At 63.4% G+C, this 19,014-nt stretch carries 18 protein-coding genes; 5 read left to right on the forward strand and 13 right to left on the reverse strand.

Annotated features, from left to right (window positions below):
- Positions 1–41 precede the first annotated feature (41 nt).
- From LMTR3_RS14180 to LMTR3_RS14190, 3 genes are all read left to right on the forward strand, one after another.
- Positions 42–503 carry a hypothetical protein gene (locus tag LMTR3_RS14180; RefSeq protein WP_065745703.1) on the forward strand — a complete coding sequence of 154 codons (462 nt, stop codon included), beginning with the start codon at positions 42–44 and terminating at the stop codon, positions 501–503.
- Entirely contained in the window at positions 496–1,728 is a 1,233-nt protein-coding gene (locus LMTR3_RS14185; RefSeq protein ID WP_065745704.1) for an HlyD family secretion protein, read from the forward strand. The genes LMTR3_RS14180 and LMTR3_RS14185 overlap by 8 nt, the downstream gene beginning before the upstream one ends.
- Before the next feature lie 327 nt (positions 1,729–2,055).
- Positions 2,056–2,802, forward strand: coding sequence for a carbonic anhydrase family protein (locus LMTR3_RS14190; protein WP_065745705.1), 747 nt, complete (start codon positions 2,056–2,058; stop codon positions 2,800–2,802).
- Between the two features lie 68 nt (positions 2,803–2,870).
- On the opposite strand, the gene LMTR3_RS14195 is transcribed toward LMTR3_RS14190, so the two are convergent.
- A complete protein-coding gene (locus LMTR3_RS14195) occupies positions 2,871–3,815 on the reverse strand; it encodes a LysR family transcriptional regulator (protein WP_065745706.1) in 945 nt (314 codons plus the stop codon).
- A 228-nt stretch (positions 3,816–4,043) separates the two neighbouring features.
- On the opposite strand from LMTR3_RS14195, the gene LMTR3_RS14200 reads away from it, so the two are divergent.
- On the forward strand, positions 4,044–5,021 hold the full coding sequence (locus tag LMTR3_RS14200; RefSeq protein WP_065745707.1) for a Bug family tripartite tricarboxylate transporter substrate binding protein: 978 nt from the start codon (positions 4,044–4,046) through the stop codon (positions 5,019–5,021).
- A gap of 5 nt (positions 5,022–5,026) precedes the next feature.
- Here the strand turns inward: LMTR3_RS14200 and LMTR3_RS14205 are convergent, their stop codons facing one another.
- The 4 genes from LMTR3_RS14205 to LMTR3_RS14220 are packed head-to-tail and all read right to left on the reverse strand — an operon-like array spanning position 5,027 to position 9,188.
- Positions 5,027–6,217 (reverse strand): ABC transporter permease, encoded by a 1,191-nt coding sequence (locus LMTR3_RS14205; RefSeq protein WP_065745708.1) that lies wholly within the window; start codon positions 6,215–6,217, stop codon positions 5,027–5,029.
- Positions 6,218–6,219: 2 nt separating this feature from the next.
- The gene (locus LMTR3_RS14210; protein ID WP_065745709.1) at positions 6,220–7,380 is read right to left on the reverse strand and encodes an ABC transporter permease; all 1,161 of its coding nucleotides are present in this window, start codon (positions 7,378–7,380) and stop codon (positions 6,220–6,222) included.
- Entirely contained in the window at positions 7,377–8,057 is a 681-nt protein-coding gene (locus LMTR3_RS14215; RefSeq protein WP_065745710.1) for an ABC transporter ATP-binding protein, read from the reverse strand. Before LMTR3_RS14215 ends, LMTR3_RS14210 begins: the two co-directional genes overlap by 4 nt.
- Positions 8,058–8,105: 48 nt before the next feature.
- Positions 8,106–9,188, reverse strand: a complete 1,083-nt coding sequence (locus LMTR3_RS14220) for an efflux RND transporter periplasmic adaptor subunit (protein ID WP_065745711.1) — start codon at positions 9,186–9,188, stop codon at positions 8,106–8,108.
- 473 nt (positions 9,189–9,661) lie between these two features.
- On the opposite strand from LMTR3_RS14220, the gene LMTR3_RS14225 reads away from it, so the two are divergent.
- On the forward strand, positions 9,662–10,582 hold the full coding sequence (locus LMTR3_RS14225; RefSeq protein WP_245319882.1) for a DUF2066 domain-containing protein: 921 nt from the start codon (positions 9,662–9,664) through the stop codon (positions 10,580–10,582).
- Positions 10,583–10,881: 299 nt separating this feature from the next.
- Here LMTR3_RS14225 and LMTR3_RS14230 read toward each other — a convergent pair whose 3' ends face one another.
- From LMTR3_RS14230 to LMTR3_RS14265, 8 genes are all read right to left on the reverse strand, one after another.
- The gene (locus LMTR3_RS14230) at positions 10,882–11,895 is read right to left on the reverse strand and encodes a zinc-dependent alcohol dehydrogenase family protein (RefSeq protein WP_065745712.1); all 1,014 of its coding nucleotides are present in this window, start codon (positions 11,893–11,895) and stop codon (positions 10,882–10,884) included.
- A gap of 73 nt (positions 11,896–11,968) precedes the next feature.
- Complete coding sequence (locus LMTR3_RS14235) at positions 11,969–12,595, reverse strand: FMN-dependent NADH-azoreductase (protein ID WP_065745713.1); 627 nt, start codon at positions 12,593–12,595, stop codon at positions 11,969–11,971.
- A 13-nt stretch (positions 12,596–12,608) separates the two neighbouring features.
- On the reverse strand, positions 12,609–14,186 hold the full coding sequence (locus tag LMTR3_RS14240; RefSeq protein ID WP_065745714.1) for an isochorismatase family protein: 1,578 nt from the start codon (positions 14,184–14,186) through the stop codon (positions 12,609–12,611).
- 19 nt (positions 14,187–14,205) lie between these two features.
- A complete protein-coding gene (locus tag LMTR3_RS14245) occupies positions 14,206–15,054 on the reverse strand; it encodes an MBL fold metallo-hydrolase (protein ID WP_065745715.1) in 849 nt (282 codons plus the stop codon).
- Between the two features lie 45 nt (positions 15,055–15,099).
- Positions 15,100–15,990 (reverse strand): amidohydrolase family protein, encoded by an 891-nt coding sequence (locus LMTR3_RS14250; RefSeq protein WP_065745716.1) that lies wholly within the window; start codon positions 15,988–15,990, stop codon positions 15,100–15,102.
- Positions 15,987–17,105, reverse strand: coding sequence for a vWA domain-containing protein (locus tag LMTR3_RS14255; protein WP_065745717.1), 1,119 nt, complete (start codon positions 17,103–17,105; stop codon positions 15,987–15,989). The genes LMTR3_RS14250 and LMTR3_RS14255 overlap by 4 nt, the downstream gene beginning before the upstream one ends.
- The gene (locus LMTR3_RS14260; protein WP_065745718.1) at positions 17,102–17,983 is read right to left on the reverse strand and encodes an AAA family ATPase; all 882 of its coding nucleotides are present in this window, start codon (positions 17,981–17,983) and stop codon (positions 17,102–17,104) included. The genes LMTR3_RS14255 and LMTR3_RS14260 overlap by 4 nt, the downstream gene beginning before the upstream one ends.
- A gap of 8 nt (positions 17,984–17,991) precedes the next feature.
- The gene (locus LMTR3_RS14265) at positions 17,992–19,014 is read right to left on the reverse strand and encodes a xanthine dehydrogenase family protein molybdopterin-binding subunit (RefSeq protein WP_065745719.1); all 1,023 of its coding nucleotides are present in this window, start codon (positions 19,012–19,014) and stop codon (positions 17,992–17,994) included.

A 19,014-nucleotide genomic window follows, 5' to 3' on the forward strand; every position in this document is an offset into this window, starting at 1 on the left:
TTAAGATTGGCGCTGTCGTCGAACCCGAGGGGGAGAATGGCGTGAGCGGGTCAATTCATCCAAGTGCGCCCCATCATCTGCCGGGCTTCATCACCGCTCCGGGTGATACCGACATCCTGATGGTGGTGGTCGGCATCATTCTGATCGGCGCTGTCCTGATGGTCGGCAATTTCTATCTGCGCTTACATTCGTTGCCGGAGCGAATGGCGCACAAGTCGCAAAAGCTGCAGTTCGAGATCGTGGCTGTGCTCGGCTTGCTGGCGCTCTTTACGCATAACCACCTCTTTTGGGTGATCGGGCTGTTGCTTGCGATGGTGGATCTGCCCGATTTCGGCACGCCGCTGCGCAGCATCGCGGGATCGGTCGAGAAAATCGCGGGCGCTCCATCCGGCGGCGAAGCACCCGAGGTCGCCGACGAAAGCCGCACTCACGCGGATGCTGCTGCAGGATCGGACACGACGAAACCCCGTGCTGCCAAGAGCGAGGTGCGCAGCCATGCTTGAGCTCCTTCTCTGCTCTTTGGTGACTATCGTTCCTGATTATCTTTATCGCCGCTACAGGCAGGGAAAGCGCCTCGGTAAGGAGATCACATTCTATTCGGTGTGGTTCGAACTGAGGTGGGGAATCGTCACCTGCCTTCTGCTGACGGTGGGGCTGATTACGGTCATTTTCTACTTTCACCCGTCCACCTCTACGGCGACCCTGTTCTTCAGGACCGTCCCGATCGTTCCGGAGACAATCGGCCGGGTGTCGGAAGTTCACGCTGAATTCAGCGCTCCCGTCAAGAAGGGTGAAGTGATCTTCAAGCTCGACAGCTCAAGGCAGGAAGCCGCAATGGAGACGGCGCGGCGGAGGATCGCCGAGGTCGATGCCGCTTTGCTGGCGGCTCAGGCGGATATTCTCAAGGCGGACGCACAGATCCAGGAGGCGAAGAGCGCCTATCAGCAGGCATCGGATGAACTGGACGTCAAGCGCGAACTCCAGAAGCGCAATCCTGGCATTGTTCCCCAGCGCGACATCGAAAAGCTGGAGGTGCTGCTCGCGGGCCGTCAAAGCGCGGTTGATGCCGCAACGGCTTCGAAACAATCGGCGATGACCAACGTGAGTGCTCTGCTACCCGCGCAGAAGGCGAGCGCGGAGGCGGCGCTGGCCGAAGCGCAGGTGGAACTGAACAAGACCTACATCCGTGCGGGTGTCGCGGGGCGCGTGGAGCAGTTCACGCTGCGCGTGGGAGACATCGTCAATCCGATGATGCGGCCTGCCGGCATTCTCATTCCAGAGGGTGCGGGACAACGGGGCCTTCAAGCGGGGTTTGGACAAATCGAAGCGCAGGTCATGAAGATCGGGATGGTCGCCGAGGCCACGTGCATTTCAAAGCCCTGGACGATTATTCCGATGGTGGTAACGGGCGTGCAAGATTATATCGCGGCGGGGCAGTTCAGGGGCGGCGAGCAACTGTTGGACGCGCAGCAGGTGAGGGCCCCGGGCACTATCACAACGTTTCTGGAGCCCATCTATCAAGGCGGGCTCGACGGCGTCACGCCTGGAAGCAGTTGCATCGTCAACGCCTATACCAGCAACCATGACCGGATTGCTTCGAACGAGACGGGCGCATTCAAGCGGTTCACACTGCACGCCGTAGATGCGGTGGGACTTGTGCACGCGATGCTCTTGCGCATACAGGCCTTGCTGCTTCCGGTGAAAACGCTGGTGTTGAGCGGACACTGAGAGCTCACCAAACGGGAGGTTGGAGCTGCGGTTCTAGGTAAAGCCGACTGGTTTTCGGCTGACAACACGGCCAGTCGCTCAGCTCTAATCCCCCACAACCCTGGTTCGTATGGGGGCCGCTGCGATGGGTGGTGTTTGCGCCGACCACCTCGCTGCCACGTGGCTCGCTGAGAGGAAGTTTACGTTCGAGCCGGCGGAGATTCTCCAGTTGAACTGGGTAATGGAGCAAAGCTGATCGGTGTTTCGCAACGGAGGATATCGCTGCAACCGATTGCTCGAATTGCGGTAGGCTATTGCGTCGAAGCGTTTGCGCGTGGGAGATGGCATATGCGCCGGAAGTTCGGACATCCTCGGGACTGCAACTGCTTGGATCGCCGGAATTTTCTCAAGTTGGCAGGTGGCGCAAGCGCTCTGGGTCTAGCCGGTGCTGGCGGCTTTGTGGCTCCGGCCTATGCCGACGCGCTGACCAAGGCGCAGCGGGATAAAATGACGCCCGATCAAATTATCCAGGCCATGAAGAATGGAAACCAGCGCTTTCGCAGAGGCGAGAGGAAGGAGCGCAACTACCTTCGTGAACAGAAGGCAAGCGCCTCGGGACAATATCCTGCCGCGGCTTTGCTGACCTGTATCGACTCCCGTGCACCGGCCGAGGTGATCATGGATCTCGGCATCGGCGACATCTTCAACTGCCGCGTGGCCGGCAACGTCGAAAACGCAGATATTCTCGGCAGCCTCGAGTTTGCCTGCAAACTGGCCGGCGCGAAGGTCGTGCTCGTCATGGGTCACACCGCGTGCGGTGCGATCAAGGGCGCGATCGACAATGCCGAGCTGGGCAACCTGACGGGATTGCTCGGCAAGATCAAGCCGGCAGTCGAAGCGACGAAATACGGAGGCGAGCGATCCGCGAAGAACTACGACTTCGTCAACGCCGTCGCGCGAACGAACGTCGAGATGACAGTCGCAAACATTCGGAAAGGCAGTCCCGTGCTTGCCGAGCTGGAAGCCAAAGACAGCATCGACATTGCCGGGGCCATGTACAATCTCGAAACCGGCGCGGTGGAGTTCCTGGCCTGAAGCTCGTCGCGTTTTGCGTAAACCGAGACGCCGCGCCAGCGTGCCGAATTGTTGGACGCCGCCCTTTGCTAGGTGGTCTTCTGCCGCCCGTCCGCGCGGCGGCGCTCGATTCCGACGGCCGCCCAGCTCGGGCTGAAATCCAGCGTGAAGTCGCGAAAACTCTCCACGGCTGGCGAGAGCGATGCGCTGTGTCGTACGAACATCGCGATCTTCCATTTGACGGCCGGCTGCAGCAGCGGCAGGAACGTCAGTCCGAAGCCGCGCACCAGCGGCGCCGCCATCGAGGGGCAGATCACGGCGCCCTGCCTCACCCGCAGCATCGATAGCGCGGTATTCACCCGGTGCACCGGTACCAATTCCCTGGGGTGATGCCGCGGCGGCACATTGCTCAATACATTGACGGCAATGTTCGGCATGTAGTTGAGCAGCGGCCGGTCGCGGAGATCCTTCCAACTGACCGACTTGCCTTTTGTCAGCGGGTCATCGCTGCGCAACGCCACCCAGAGCGGGTCGGCGCAAATCACGTGTACTTCCACCGATTGATCCGGAACGACGCCGGCCGGCCCGAAGCCGATGTCGGTAGAGCCGTTGTGCAGGCCGGCCAGCACCTCCTGGATCGGCACGTCGTCGAAGCGGACGTCTACGCCGGGATGGCTGTTGTTGTATTCGGCGATCAGCTCCGGCAGCAGCGTGCAGGATAGTGTTTCGGGGGCAGCTACACGCACCAGCCCGCGGCGGAGCTCCTTGAGGTTCGTGAGATTTTCGAGCGCCTCGTCCAGGTTCGAGAGCACGCGCCGCGCCATCGGCGCGAAGGTCTCGCCGACCGCGGACGCAGACACCTTGCGGGTGGTGCGGTCCAGGAGGCGGACGCCGACGCGGCTCTCGAGCTCCTTGATCAATCCTGAGAGCGCCGCCTGCGACAAGTGCATGGCCTTGGCGGCTTCCGAGAAGCTCGCGGCCTCCAGCACGGCCACGTAAGCGCGCAACTGCCGCAAGGTCACATCCATCGCCATGTCGCGCCTCCCAGCGTCGCCGTTCCTGAATTCATAGGCCAAGCTTATCAATCGGTCAAAAAATACACATTGTTCGATAGAAGGCGGGTATCTATCGTTATGGCCTCGATCAAGAAGGGCCCGGCGATCCAGCAATGCGATCGCGCCAAAGCGGCTCGATCAAAATGGGACGGACACGCCGGGCTGCGCCGCTATTGCAGGCGGCCCTTTTAAGCCCAAGGGGCATTCATGACAGTCACACGCCGAACTCTGCTGGGGACCATCGCCGCCGCCTTCGCCGCAGGGCCGGGCTTGCCTGCGTTCGCCGAGGGCGATTGGCCATCGCGGCTGGTGCGGCTGGTGTCGCCCTACGGGGCCGGCGGGGCCAACGACATCTCACTGCGTATTCTGGCCGAGCAGATCGGGCGCAGCCTGGGCCAGCAGTTCATTGTCGAGAACAAGCCGGGCGCGGGCACGCGCATTGCCAACGAGTTGGTAGCGCGCGCCGCACCGGACGGATACACCTTCCTCTATGCCGCCGCGCCCTATGCGACTGCCGAAGCGCTGTTCGGAAAACTGAAATACGAGCGCAAGGATCTGCAGCCGGTGGCGATGACCGTCATGGCGCCGTTGTTCCTGATCGTCAACGCCAAGGCTGCCTTCAAGAACCTGCAGGAGCTGATCGCCTACGGCAAGTCGCAGTCCGACGGCCTGACCTTCGCCTTGCCGGGCGCTGGTTCTCAACCGCATCTGGCGGCCGAGTTGCTGTTGAGAGACGCCGGCGTCAAGGGTCTCAACGTGCAGTACCGCGGCGATGCGATGGCGTATACGGAGCTGCTCGCCGGCCGTGTCGACGCCACGTTGACTGCGATCAGCACGGCGTTACCGCACATCCGGAGCGGCGATTTTCGCGTGCTGGGCGTGGCTTCTGCCGAGCGCAGCGCGATCTATCCTGCAGCTCCAACCTTGCGCGAGCAGGGCTATCCCAACGTGGTCGCTTCCGGATGGTACGGCTTCATGGCACCGGCAGGGACGCCGCAGCCGATCGTCGACCGCCTGCAGCAAGAGATCAATCGCGCGCTCGCCGACCCCGAGGTGAAGCAGAAGCTGCTGGCCCAGGGGCTGGAAGCTCGCGCCGGCACGGCCGCCGAATTCGGCAAGTTCATCGACGATGAGACCCGCAAATGGGGCGAGGTGATCCGCGCCGCCGGACTCAAGGGAGAGTAGGCCGCTCAGTTCGCGTACAGGCCTTCGACGATCGGCAATCGCGCGGCGCGTAGCGCTGGAAACAGCCCGCCGATCAGGCCCACGATCAGCGCGAGCATCACGCCTTCGGCAATCAGCCACGGGCTCAGCTTGAAGTCGAACACCACCTGCGTGAAGTTGCCGCCAAGCGTCGAGGCCGTGACGCCGTCGAAAATCAGATAGGTGGCGGCGGCCCCTAACAGTCCGCCGATGACGGCGAGCAACAGGGATTCGGCCAACGTTCCGACAAAGGCCGGGAAGCCGCCGAAGCCGATGGCGCGCAGCGTTGCGATTTCCGTCGCGCGCGCGGCGACCGACGAATACATGGTGTTGAGCGCTCCGGCGACAGCTCCGAGCGCCATCGCGATCGCCAGCGGCCAGCCGAGTTTCTGAATCAGGTCGGACGTTTGCGAGGCCTGTTCGGCAAAGTAACTCGCTTCGGATTTGACGTCGAGCTTCAGCCGCGGATCGTTGTCGCTGTAGCTTTTGAGCTCATTCAGTGCGGCCGGTCCGGTGAGCCGCGCGCGCACGGTCTGGACTATGTTGTTGCGGTTGAACAGGCTCTGGACCACGGAAAGATCGGCCCAGATCTCGGATTCGAACACGCTGCCGCCGGCCTCGAACACGCCGACGACGGTCCAGCGCGTGGCGCCGAACGATACCGTGGAGCCGAGGTCCAGCCCTTCGAATTCCCGCAGCAATGCCTTGCCGACCACCACCTCGTTGCTGCCGCGATTGAACATGCGGCCTGCGGTGATGCGAACGTCCTTGCGCAACTCGGAGCCCTGTTCGCCGATCCCGCGCAGCGGCAGATTGGCCTTGGTCTTGGTGGTGCGTTTGATGCCGTCGACCACAAGATAGAGTTCCGGCGAGATCAGCGGCTTGCCGTCGCTGCCGCGCGCAATTCCGGGTCCATCCTCGATCAGCCGCACCTGATCGCGGCTCACGGTGCTGTTGATCTCGGCCTGCGAGCCGGCCCGCAGCACGATGGCAATGTCGTCGGCGCCGGATCCCGCAATGGTGCGCTGGAAGCCGTTGGCCATTGCCAGGAATGCAAGCAACACGATCACTACCAGTGCGATCGCGATCACCGTCGAGAGCGAGAGCCAGCGGCGCTGCGAGATGCTCTTGAGATTGATGGCGGTGACTGCCGCCACTTGAAGCCAAAGCGAACGCATGCCTATCCCCGTCCGAGCGCGGTTGCAATTTTGAGCCGCATGGCGTTGAGCGCCGGGATGATCCCGGTGATCAGCCCCAGCGCGATCATCAGCGCCAGCCCCTGCAGAGCTATGGTCGGCGATACGGCAAAACCGGGCACGACGTTGGCTACGCTGTTGCGCAGCGCCATGGCGATCAGCGCCGCGATCGCCAGTCCGGGAATTCCGCCGAGCAGCGCCAGCAATACGGATTCGCCGAGCACCATCGTTAGGATTCGCGGCCCTGAAAATCCGAGCGTCTTCAGTACGCCGATCTCGCGGGTGCGCTCCCGGATCGACAGCGCCATCGTGTTGCCGACGATCATCAGGATGGTGACGAAGGCGGCGCCGACCACCAGCAACACGATCAGCGCGATGTTGCCGAACTGCGCCGCAAAGGCCTTGCCGAAGGCCTTTTCAGTGTCGGTCGAGGTCTCGGCCGTGGAATTGGCGAACATCGCGTCGATGGCCTTGGCCACGCGATCGTTATTTCCGGGGGAGGTGGTCTGGAGAATCATCCAGCCGATGGTGTCTTTTCCGAAACTGCGGGTCTCGTCGAAATAGGGATACTGGAACAGGAGGAAGTTGGTATCGACGTGCTGGGCCTTGCCCTTGACGATGCCGACAATGGTGAGATCCCAGGTGTGACCACCGCTCTTCTGGCTGAAGATGTTGCTATTGAGAGGAATCCGATCGCCGATCTTCCAGCCCCACTTCTGCGCCAGCGTTTCACCGACCACCGCGCTGCCGCGGTCGCGTATGAAGGCCTGAAGCTGCTCGGGCGGAACCTCGATTTCGCTGCGATAGACGTCGAAATAGGTGTTCGGCTCGATCGCGAGCGCCATGATGAAGTTCTTGGGATCCTGATAGTAACCGCCGAACCAGTTGGCGAAGGTCACCTGCCGCACCCCCTCCACCGCTTTTACGCGGTTGAAGTAGGCGATCGGCATCGGCTGGGTGAAGTTGATCTTGTTGACCGTGATCATCCGATCAGCGGCGGCGGCATCCTCGCCGGCGGTGAAAGCACGGTAAAATCCGGCGAGCACGCCGAAGATCATGAAGGCGATCAGGATCGACACGATCATCAGGCTCGCACGCAATTTGCGGCGAAACAGGTTTTTCCGGACCAAGTCGAAGTCGTTCACGCGGCAAGCTCCCGTTCGACGAAGCGGCCCTTGTCGAGATGCAGCACGCGCTTGGCATAGTTCGCCGCCGCGGGATCGTGGGTGACCATCACGATGGTCTTGCCGAGCTCGCCATTGAGCAGTTGGAGGATCGATAGGATTTCGTCGGCGGATTGACGGTCGAGATCGCCGGTCGGTTCGTCGCACAGCAACAGGTTCGGGTCCGAGACGATGGCGCGCGCAATCGCCACGCGCTGCTGCTGGCCGCCCGACATTTCGCGCGGACGGTGCTTGACGCGATCGGCAAGCCCGACCACGGAAAGCGCGGTGTGAACACGCTCGGCGCGCTCTTTGCTGCGCAACTTGGTGAGCAACAGCGGCAATTCCACGTTCTGCGCCGCCGTCAGCATCGGCATCAGATTATAGAACTGGAAAATGAAGCCGATGTTGGCGGCCCGCCAGGCCGCCAACTCGCCCTCGGAGAGGCCGTCGATGCGATGGTCCGCCACCGCAATCTCGCCCGCGTCGACGCGATCGATGCCGCCCAGCAGGTTGAGCAGCGTCGTCTTGCCCGAACCCGATGGTCCCATCATGGCGATGAAATCGCCGCGGGGAATCGCAAGATCGAGATGGTCGAAAATCGAGATCGTCTCCTTGCCCTTGGTGAAGCGCTTGCTTACGCCGGTAAGGCGAACCATCGGGTGTTCGGCTGTCACGTTTGTCTCCTGTCGGAAATCCTGCTGGCGCTAGTTGGCGGCGGCTTCGGCGGCGCCGTTGGTCTTGTCGTTTGCCTTGGCCTCGCGCATAAAATTCACCTTCACTGCCATGTCGGGCAGGATGCGCGGGTCCTTCTTTTCGAAGCGAATGCGGACCTTCACCGTGGCCTTTTCGCGGTTTGCCGTCGGCACGATCGCGATGACGGAGGCGGGAATGGTCCAGTCCGGATAGGCATCCAGCACCGCGTTCACGGGACCGCCGGGGGTGACGCGGCCGATGAAGGCCTCGTTGACGTCGACCTCAATTTCGATCGAATCCATGTCGACGATGGTGCAGATGCCGGTGCGGGTGAAGCCGCCGACCGACATCGGCGAAATCATCTCGCCGGGTTGCGCGCTGCGGTCGATGACGACCCCGGCGAACGGTGCGCGGATTTGGTGCTTGTCGAGCATCGAGCCGCTGCGCTTGGCGTCGATCTTGGCGGTCTCGAGTTGCGACTGCGCCTGGCGCAATTGCGCGCTGAGCACGCCGACGCGCGCTTGCGCCTTGGTCAGATCGGCCTCGGTGGCAAAGTTCTTCTGCGACAATGTCTGTACCCGCGACATGATCCGGCTCGCATCCTCAAGATCGGCGGTGATCGCGGCGACGGCGGCATCGGCGGTCTCGACACGCGAGCGCGCCAGTTCATAGTCCCTTTCAGCCAGCACGCTGTCGAGCCGCGCGACGACTTGCCCTTCGGTTACCGTCCTGCCTTCGTCGGTGAAGACCTCGACCACCTTGCCGGTGATCTCGGCCGCAACGGTTGCCTTGCGGCGCGCCACCACATAGCCGGAGGCCGCCAGGCTGCCGGCCGACTTGCCGTTCGTTGCGGGCTGCTGAGGCTGCTGTTGCGCTTGTGGCTGTGAGGCAGGCTGCGGTGCGGTTTGCGATGTGGTCTCTTTGGGCTGGTCCTGCCTACGCAATTCGAAGGCGGCAAAGGCGGCAAATGCGACGACGACGCAGGCGGCAACGGCCGCCGAGATCGGCAGCCAGCGGCTCTTCGGTCGTTCCATCTTGCTGGCGCTGCGATCGATGGTCAGCGATCTCAGCAATTTGCTCTTGTCTTCGCGCATCGTTCATTTCCATCCGGCTGCTCGCTGCAGCTTCCGCGCGGGCGACATCGTTCTCGCGCGGGCGGTCTCTCTTACAGCCGATCTACATGTCTCGCCATAGCAGCGGTCGAGCCCTCAGCTTTTTCGTGAGGCGGCGACCCCGGTTCGGTTGTAGATCACGTTCAGCTCTCGCGGCGCCAGGCGGCGCCCGTTTTTCGACGAGCGAATTGCGGAAATCTAAAGCCTAATGGCGATAGAAGCAATTCTTGGAACTAGCAAGAGTTGTATGCGTCGCGCCGCCAATTGCCGGGCAATCAGCACCGCGCGACGCCTATGATCCTGAAATGACCTCAAAACCCGGCAAAATCTTGCAGTCGGAACCCTGTCATGGACCCGCGCGTATGTTTTTCGGCGCAAAGATACATAATGCTAGGGTTGAGGGCCCGCCAGCGGGAAGGGCATTCTTACGATATTTCTGGCCCTCGCATTTGCCAATGTTCCAGGACAAGAGCTTGAGGAATCGCGGAAGCCTCATCGTGGTTGATCTGCCTATGGCGAGACGCCAGCCTGTTTTGATATGGCCAGGCGCAGCCACCATCGTCAGGATACTCCTTGTAGCCTTGGTTTGGTGCGCGAGCGCGATGGCGGCGGCGGGCGCTGATCTGTATCGGGCGCAGACCGTCGTCACGGGACAGGACGAGGCCAACCGCATCAGCGGCTTTGCCTCCTGTCTGGAGGACGTCCTGATCAAGGTATCCGGCGCACAGAAACTCGCAGGCGACCGTCGATTGGCGGCGTACAAATCGAACGCGAAAAGTTTCGTCAGGGCATTCAATTATCGCGACCAGTTTTTGGGTAAGCCCATTCGTGACGAGCAGGGCACCCGTGATCGGCCCTACGATCTGACGGTCGACTTCGAGGAAAAGAAAATCGACGACATTCTCAAGGCGCTTGGTCTCAAGCCGTGGCTTTCATATCGCCCGCGCCTGGCCGTCTTTGTCGAGATGGAGAACGGCACGAGGAACTTTATCGTCACGGCGGATGGAGCTCAGTCCGATTTGCAGCGCGACGCGTTGCTCGCAGCCGCCGACAGGCGCGGTATGAACATCGCGCTGCCCAGCGTGGCTGCGTTGGCGAAATCGGGCCTCGAAGGTGCGAAGCTCGAGACTGTGCCAGCGTCGACTCTGGCGCCGCTCGCGATCGAGCAGGGTGAGGAACTCGCGTTGGTCGGACATCTGATCTGGAATGATCGCGAGCTTGGGTGGGGCACGCGTTGGCGAATGGACTGGCAAGGCCGGACGCACCGCTGGCAAATCCGCGGCGTGACGTTCGACGAGGCCTTCCGACGTGGCATCGGCGGCGCAGCTCAGATTTTATCAGACAACGGCGATCCGGGCGGCCGGCCGCGACGCTAAAGCATGATGCTTTTTGGTTAGATCGATTTGGCCGCAGACACGCTTCACCTCTCCCGCTTGCGGGGGAGGCGTAGGCCACCTTCGGTGGCCGTCCTCTGAGACGCCGAGGCAAAGCCTCGGCTTTGGCGAAGCGCCGGGTGGGGGCTCTCTCCATTCAGGCACTGTCGCCCGCGGAGGCACCCCCACCCCAGCCCTCCCCCGCAAGCGGGAGAGGGAGCACACCTTCTCCGTGGTCGCAATCAAACTTAATTTCATCGCTCTAGCGAAATTGGCCGCAGATTTGGCAGGATCTTATGCGCTCATCCGATCTCGATCGCCACTTTGCCGAAATGCGCGCCGCTCTCCATGTGCGCAAAAGCGTCCTTGGCCTGATCGAAACGGAACGTTCTGTCGATCATCGGCTTCATGCCGTTGGTGGTGATTGCATCCACCATCGCCTGGAGATCCTCGACCGATCCGACGGTGACGCCCTGCAGCCGTTGCTGCTGCATGACCATCAAGGGGAGCCGCAGGTCGGACGGTGGCGGCCCGGCGAGCACGCCGATAAACGCGATCGTGCCGCCGATCCTGGTCGCCCGGATCGATTCGTTCAGCGTGCCGACCCCGCCGACCTCCACGACGAGGTCGACGCCCTTACCGCTCCACTCGCGGGCTTTCTTCCCCCAATCGGGCGTCGTCTTGTAGTTCAGCGTAAAGTCTGCGCCGAGTTGCTTGAGGCGTTCGATCTTCGCGGCGCTGGATGAGGTCGCGATGACGCGCGCGCCGCACATTTTAGCGAACTGAATTGCGAACAGGGATACGCCGCCGGTCCCCTGCGTCAGAACGGTTTGACCGGGCTTCACGCCACCGAGCTTGACGATCGCGCTCCAGGCCGTGAGCCCGGCGCAGGGAAGCGCGGCGGCCTCGATGTCGCTGAGGTGCTCCGGCGTTCGGACCAGCGCGTGCTTCGGAAAGATCCGATGCTCGCTAAGGACGCCGTCCACCGCGCCGCCGAGGGCTGAGCGCATTTTTGCTTCGCTCGGTTCGCCGCCGATCCAGCTTTCGAAGAAGCTGCCGATGACGCGGTCGCCGGCTGCGAATCCCCGCACGCCCGGACCGACCCGCTCGACCACGCCCGCGCCATCCGAAGCCGGCACGAGTGGAAATTTCTGACGCGAGCCGTAACCGCCCTTGACGGTGATGAGATCGCGATAGTTCAGCGTTGCGGCCCTGAGCCGAACCAGCACCTGGCCGTCGCCGGGCTCCGGCACAGGCTTGTCGACAAGGGCAAGTCCATCTAACCCGCTCGGTCCCTGTAGTTCGTAGCACTTCAACGGATGTCTCCTTCGACGCGGTCCGGCAAGCGCTATATTGCCGCAAATGTTCCGGTTCCGCCAACCTTGCGAGTCAGAATCGCGCGGCCATCTCGGCCAGCCGCCGATGCGCGCCTTCGCGAGCCGCCCGGATCGGGTCGAGCGGCCCCGTCGTTGGTCCGATCGGCACGAAACGCACATCGCTGACGCCGATGAACCGCAGCGCCTCACGCAAATAGGGCGTCGCCATGTCGATGCGGCCGCGATTCATGCCGGTGACGAAGTCGCTGCCGCTTGCCAGGATCACCACCGTCGGTCTGTCTGCCACCAAGGGCAGATATCCCTGCGCGGGATCGAACCGGAACGTAAGCCCGGGCTGCGTGATTACGTCGATCCATTGCTTCAGCTTATACGGAATGCCAAAATTCCACATCGGCGTCGAGATCAGCACGCGGTCGGCGAGTGCAAAGCGGATGGCGATGCGCTCAGTGACCGCAAAGGCGTCACGCTGTGAATCGGTGAAGGCCCGCCCATTGATGCGGGCATATTTTGCCTCCAGCACGTAGCCCTCGAATTCCGGCAGGTGATCCCGCCACAGGTTCATCACGTCGATGTCCCAGTCGGGACGTGCTTGGCGGAAGCGGTCGATAAAGACGCGCGCGCCGGCGGAAGATTCCGAGTCCGCACGCGGCGAGCAGCTCAGGTGAAAGAGTTTTGGCATGGCCGGGCCCTGGTCATCCCAGTCCCCGGATGACCGCGTCCGCGTTGGTGACGACGGCGACGTTCTGCATGGCAAAATTGATGGAGGCGTTGTGCCAGTCGGCGTTCATGGTCGAGCAGCAGTCTTCCGGCACGATCATGAAGTAGCCTTTGTCGGCGCCGGTACGGGCGGTGTGCTCGATCGACATGTTGGTCCAGGCGCCGGTATTGATGATCATGTCGCGGCCGGTCGCCTTCAGGATGGTCTCCAGCCGCGTGCCTTCCCAGGCGCTCATGCGCATCTTCTCGACCACGAAATCGCCAGCGCGCGGCTCGAGCCCGGGAACCGGCGCCGCGCCCCAGCTTCCGCGCACCATCGCGCCGCTATCGACCAGCCCTTCGAACAAGGGAGCGTTGAGCGTGACGCCGGGAGCGCCGGGTTCGACGATGAACCAGACATGGATGATGACGACGCCGCGCGCCCGCGCGACATCCGCAAGGCGGCGGACATTGTCGACCACCCGCTGCTGGCGCGCATGGACGGGCGAGCCGGAATCGGCGAACGCGCCGCCTTCCATGATCACGTCGTTCTGCAGATCCTGAACGATCATGGCGCAGCGGCGCGGATCGAGCTGCATGTCGCCGCCGGTAAGTTGTGGTGACGCAGGCGCGGCGGAAGCGCTGTCGGGACCGGTTGAAGCCCGGCTGCTCATATAAGGCTCGTGGCGCGGTCCGGCCTTGACCGGAATCGCATAGACCGAATGCGTGGCGGTCAGATAGAGCGTGCGAAACTCGGGTCCGCCCCAGGCGAGATTGGCGACGAGTTCGGGAACGCGCACCTTGCCGAGCAACTCGCCTGATGGCGAATAGACCCAGACACCGCCGGGCGCTGTGACCCAGACGTTGCCGCGCTGGTCGCACTTCATGCCGTCGGGCAGGCCGGGTTCGAGCTCGGAACGGATGCCGCTGGCGAAGACGCGCGCGTTCGCGAGCGAGCCATCGGCTTCGACGTCGAAGGCGCGGATCAGCGCCTGCGTGGTGTCGTTGACGTAGAGCAGGCGCTCGTCGGGCGAGAAGCAAAGCCCGTTCGGCTGATCGAACATGTGCCGATCGACCACGAGTTTCGGTGGGCCACCGCCGGGCGGCACGCGAAAAACGCCTTGAAAGCCGAGCTGGCGCGGCCGCTCGACGCCGTAGACCGGCATGCGGCCATACCAGGGATCGCTGAAATAGATCGCGCCGCTCGAATGCACGCAGACGTCGTTGGGACTGTTGAGCTCCTGATTCTCGAAATGCGAGGCAATCACCTCGCGCCTTCCGTTGGGGCGCTCGCGGATCAATGACGAGGTGGCGTGCTCGCAAACGATCAAATTGAGCTCGGCGTCATACGTCATGCCGTTGCATTTGTTCGAGGGGCGCTTGACCTCGACGACACCGCGCTTCGCGTCCCACCGCCGGCGCACGTCGGCCGGCATATCCGAAAACAGCAAATACTGATGGACCGGATGCCAGATCGGCCCTTCCGTGAATTCGAAGCCGGTGCCGACCTGGCCGACCGGCGCATAGGGGTCGATCAACGTTTCGAATTCCGGGCGCAGCGTGACGTGCGTCATCGGTCCGTCCTTTCAGCGCTCAGGCCGGAAACCAATTGCGTTGCGGCAGGCTCTGCACCACAGGGCCTGGCACCTGGTCATGCAGCCGGCCAACCACCATGCCGCCTTCGATCTTGGCCGGCCGGTCGTGGACCGGGAGCAGGTAGCGCGAGTTGCTCAGGAGCTTTTTGATGGCCGCCTTCTCGGCCCGCTTGCTGGTGCCGTGATTACCCGTCGTGCGCGGTTCCCAATCGTGAATCTCGTGGAAGGGCGTGACGATCTGGTCGTTGAAGTCGTAGATCACGTCGCCGCAAATGGTGGCGATGCCGTCGGCGGTATGAACGTGGATGTTCATCGAGCCTTCGGTGTGGGCGTTGGCGGCATCGCAATAGACGCCCGGCATCAGTTCGATCGGCCCAGTCACCTCGAGGTCGAGGAAGCGCAGCGCGCTCTTGGTGTGCAGGCGGTCGATCAGATGCTTGATGTCGGGCGCCGGATATTGCGGATGCATCAGCCCCGAAACGGAATATTCCAGCTCCTTGCGGTTGAGCACGACGGTGGTGTTCATCGGGAACAGATCGTCCTTGCCGGCGTGATCGATATGCAGATGGGTGTGGCAGACGAAGCGGACGTCGCCCATGCGCACGCCGTGGCGCGCGAGCTGGTTTTCGATCATGTTCTCGTGGAACTGGAGGCCGCGCATGCCCAGCGTCTCCATGATCTGGTTGGAGCGGTAGCCGGTATCGACCACGACCGGATAGGGACCGCCGACGATCAGGAAGCCGAGCGTCAGGACGCGACGGGTCCGGCCGCAATCGCGGCCGAGCACCAGAAAGCTCGACTCCAGTTCGATATCCCCATAGTCGAGGATTTTGATTTCAAGCGGCATATGTTCCCTCCCACATTCTTTTCATCGGCGGATCCACGTGCGCCGTCATCGGTCAAGCCGGTAGACGCGTGTGGCGGTGGTTCGCAAAATTGCATCGCGCTGATCCGCGGCAAGCGCGGCTGTTGCGGCGAGAAAGGCGTCGATCAGTTCGCGATAACTGGTCCAAAGCTTCTCGATCGGAAAATTGGAGCCGAACAGGCAGCGCTCGGCACCGAAGATTGCGACCGTCTCCGTGAGGACTTCGGCGATATGCGACGGGTCGTTGCGATGGATGAAGGTGCCGAGCCCGGAAAGTTTTGAGACGACGTTCGGGCAGGCCGCGAGCCGGGTCATCCCGGCGCGCCACGCGGATCGGCCCTTTGGCGAGAGGTCTTCCAGCATGCCGGCGTGCTGCAGGATAAAAGTGACATCGGGGCACGCTTCGGCGAGGCCCGCGGCATCGGCCATCTGCGGCGCGAACACCTGCAGATCGAAGCTGAAGCCATAGTGGGCGAGATGCGCGATGTTGCGCCGGATCTTTGGATCGGCGCAGAGGTCTGGCCGCGCCGCAAAGCGATAGAGCGCGTTGTCGTGCCAGTGCAGTTGCATGCGCACGCCCCGCACAAGGGGATAGCGGGCCAAACGGTCGAGTTGCGGGCGGACATCGTCGACGTTGAAATCGGCGTAGGAGACGATGGCGTGCGGCCAGCCATGGTCCTTGGCGGTCTCTTGCACCCAGGCGGTCTCATCCTCGAAACGATCATTGGCCCAATTGGTCTGCACATAGACCGAACGCGTTACGCCGGAACCTGCGAGGTCGGCGAGATATTCCTCGATCGGATAGTCGCGCCGGATCGGCTCGTAGGGGCCGAAGATGCGCGGCTGCATCGGGCCGACGAGCCAGGGCAAGTCGGCCTGACGCCAGATGTGGTGATGGGCATCGACGATATCGGTCACGCGGCCTTCCTTTGTCCAAGCGAGAGTACATGCGAAACGATCGCGGCGGTCGATCCGCCATCGACCAGATCATCCACGAAACGGCGGATTGCGATCAGCGCTTCGGTCTGCGGCTGAAAGCCGGGGCTTGACGCCAGCGGCGTCAGCCAGCTCAGGCGCCAGGCGCGCCGCGATAGCTTTGCCACCGCGTCGCGCAGGGCGGAGGGATCGCCACGTTCGAGGCCGTCGGAGAGGATGACGACGGCGGCGCCGCGCGCATAGCTGCCGAACCGGGGCACCGCCAGGAACGCCTGCAGCGCGTCACCGATGCGGGTGCCGCCGTCCCAATCGCTGACCAGATGCGCGGCGGCGAACAGCGCCTGCTCGCGGCGCTTGAGACGCAGCGCGCGGGTGACGCGGGTGAGGCGGGTGCCGAAGGTGAATACCTCGACGTGAGGGATGGCGTGCACCAGGGCGTGCGCGAGCTTCATGTTGTCGTCGGTACGCCCCTTCATCGAGCCGGAGACGTCGATCAGCAGCAAAATCTTGCGCGGCCGGGCGCGCCGCTTCAGCCGGCCGAGCCGCAGCACTTCGCCATCGTTGCGCACGCTCTCGCGCAAGGTTCGCCGCAGATCGGCCCAGGGGCCGCGCCGGGTGCGCTTGCGCCGGTGGCCGCGCCGCCGCGGCAGGCGAGCAGGCGCCTCGCGCGACAGTTTTCGCAAGACATCGCCGGTCGCGCCCGGCGCGAAGCGGCGTTCGACCAGCGCCTCGGCGCGGGCCGCGGCAAGCCCTGACTCGTTAGCTTCGTCGGCGAGCAGCGTTTCGTCCTCGCCGCGGCCTTCCTCCTGCAGGCGAACCATTTCCTCGTCTTCCGCGCCGGCACGATCGATCGCTTCGCTGCCGAGGAAATGGATGTCAAACAGCCGATCGTAGGTCGCGCGCCGCTCGGGTGGCGGCGCGAGCGTTGCCAATCCAGCCTGGCGGATGACTTCGAGACTGCGTGGACCTAACAACTCGATCGCAGCGAGGAATGCCGTGGTCTGTTCCGGCGCCACGGCAAAACCGTTGGCGCGCAATAGAGCGACAAAGGACACGAAGACGCCGGCAGCGCGCGGCAATTGAGGTTCGTCGCTCACGCGGCAGCCTCCGCAATGAGGGCGTCGAGCCGGCCGGAGATGAAGGTGAGATCCTCCTCGTCCTTCAATGCAACCCCGATCGAGCGTTTGAACGCGTCCGGCCAGCGGGCGCCGCGCGCGTGCAGCAACGTGGCGGCTTCGGCCCAGTCCACAGCTTCGGCAATACCTGGCGCCTTGCTCAGCGGTTCGCGTCGCAACCGGCCGACGGCGGCGACGACCGCGCGCGCGGTCGCTTCGGCGACGCTCGACGCCCGCATCATGACGATACGCGCCTCGCGCTCGGCGGTGGGATAATCGATCCAGTGATAGACGCAGCGGCGGCGCAACGCCTCGTGCAGGTCGCGGGTGCGGTTCGAGGTCAGCACGACGACGGGGCGTTCGGTGGCGCGAACCGTGCCGCGCTCGGGAATCGAAATCTGGAAGTCGGAGAGGAATTCGAGCAGAAACGCCTCGAACTCCTGGTCGGCGCGGTCGATTTCATCGATCAGCAGCACGGTGGAGTGGGGCGCGCGCAAGGCGGCCAGCATCGGCCGTTCGATCAGAAACGTCTCGCCATAGATGTCGATGCTTTCCTCGCCGGCCTGGCGGATCGCGAGCATCTGGCGCGGGTAGTTCCACTCGTAGAGCGCGGCTGATGCGTCGATGCCCTCGTAGCATTGTAGCCGGATCAGGCGGCGGCCGAGCACGGCGGCGATGGCTTTTGCGGCTTCGGTCTTGCCGACACCCGGCGCGCCCTCGAGCAGCAACGGCTTGCCGAGCGCAAGCGCAAGATAGGCCGCCGTCGCCAGGCCCTCGTCGGCGAGGTAGTACGCCGTGCGCAAGGCACGTTCCAGCGCCTCCGGGCTGTCGATGCCGACGATGTTGCCGCGGACCGTCATGCCTGACCTCAGCGCCTCGCTTGCGGCCGTGCGCCGCCCTGTGCCTTGATGGCCCGCAAGACTTTTTCCGGCGTGATCGGTAATTCATCCATCCGCACGCCGACCGCGTTGAAGATGGCGTTGGCGACCGCGGGCAGCACCGGGTTTGCGCACATCTCGCCGGGGCCCTTGGCGCCGAACGGGCCGTCAGCCGCAGGGCGTTCCAGCACCGCGATATCGTGCGGGCAGATGTCGCCGGGGCCGGGCATCAGATACTCGACGAAATCGCGCGGACCATGCGCCGGGTCGGGATAATAGGGTTCAGGCGTTTCAAAGAGCGCATGGCTGATCCCCATCCATGCGCCGCCCACGAGCTGCTGCTCCACCAGCCGCGGATTGAGCGCGCGGCCGAGCTCATACGCGCTGTCCATGCGTACCATCGCGACCTCGCCGGTCTCGTCGTCGACCTCGACCTCGGCGACCAGGCAGGCATGCGCATAGCAAGTCGCAGGCGACATTTCGCCGGTTTCGGGGTTCACCTCGGATAGCGGAACCAGAAAGATGCCGCGGCCCGAGATCGTCTTGCCTTGCTTGAACTGCGCGGCGATCGCGACATCCTTGGTGGAGATCGAGCGATGCGGCGCGCCCTTGACGTGGATGTTGCCGCGCCCGTCGGTCTCGAGATCGGCGGCGTTGACTTCCAGCTCCTCGGCGGCTGCTTCCATCATGACGCCGCGCGCCTCTTTCGCCGCCGCCATCACCGCATTACCGACCCGATGCGTGCCGCGCGAGGCGAACGAGCCCATGCAGTGGGGTCCGGTGTCGGAATCGGCGGTATCGACATAGACGTCCTCGACCGGCACGCCGAGCGTCTCGGCGCAGATCTGCCGCGTCACCGATTTCATGCCCTGGCCAAGGTCGATCGATGACAGCGACACCGTGAACTTGCCGCTGGGGTTGGAATGAACAAGCGCCTGGCTGGGGTCGCCACCGAGGTTCATGCCGATGGGATAGTTGATCGAAGCGATGCCGCGTCCGCGATGCTTTGCCAT

The sequence above is a fragment of the Bradyrhizobium sp. LMTR 3 genome (assembly GCF_001693485.1).
Taxonomy (GTDB): Bacteria; Pseudomonadota; Alphaproteobacteria; order Rhizobiales; family Xanthobacteraceae; genus Bradyrhizobium.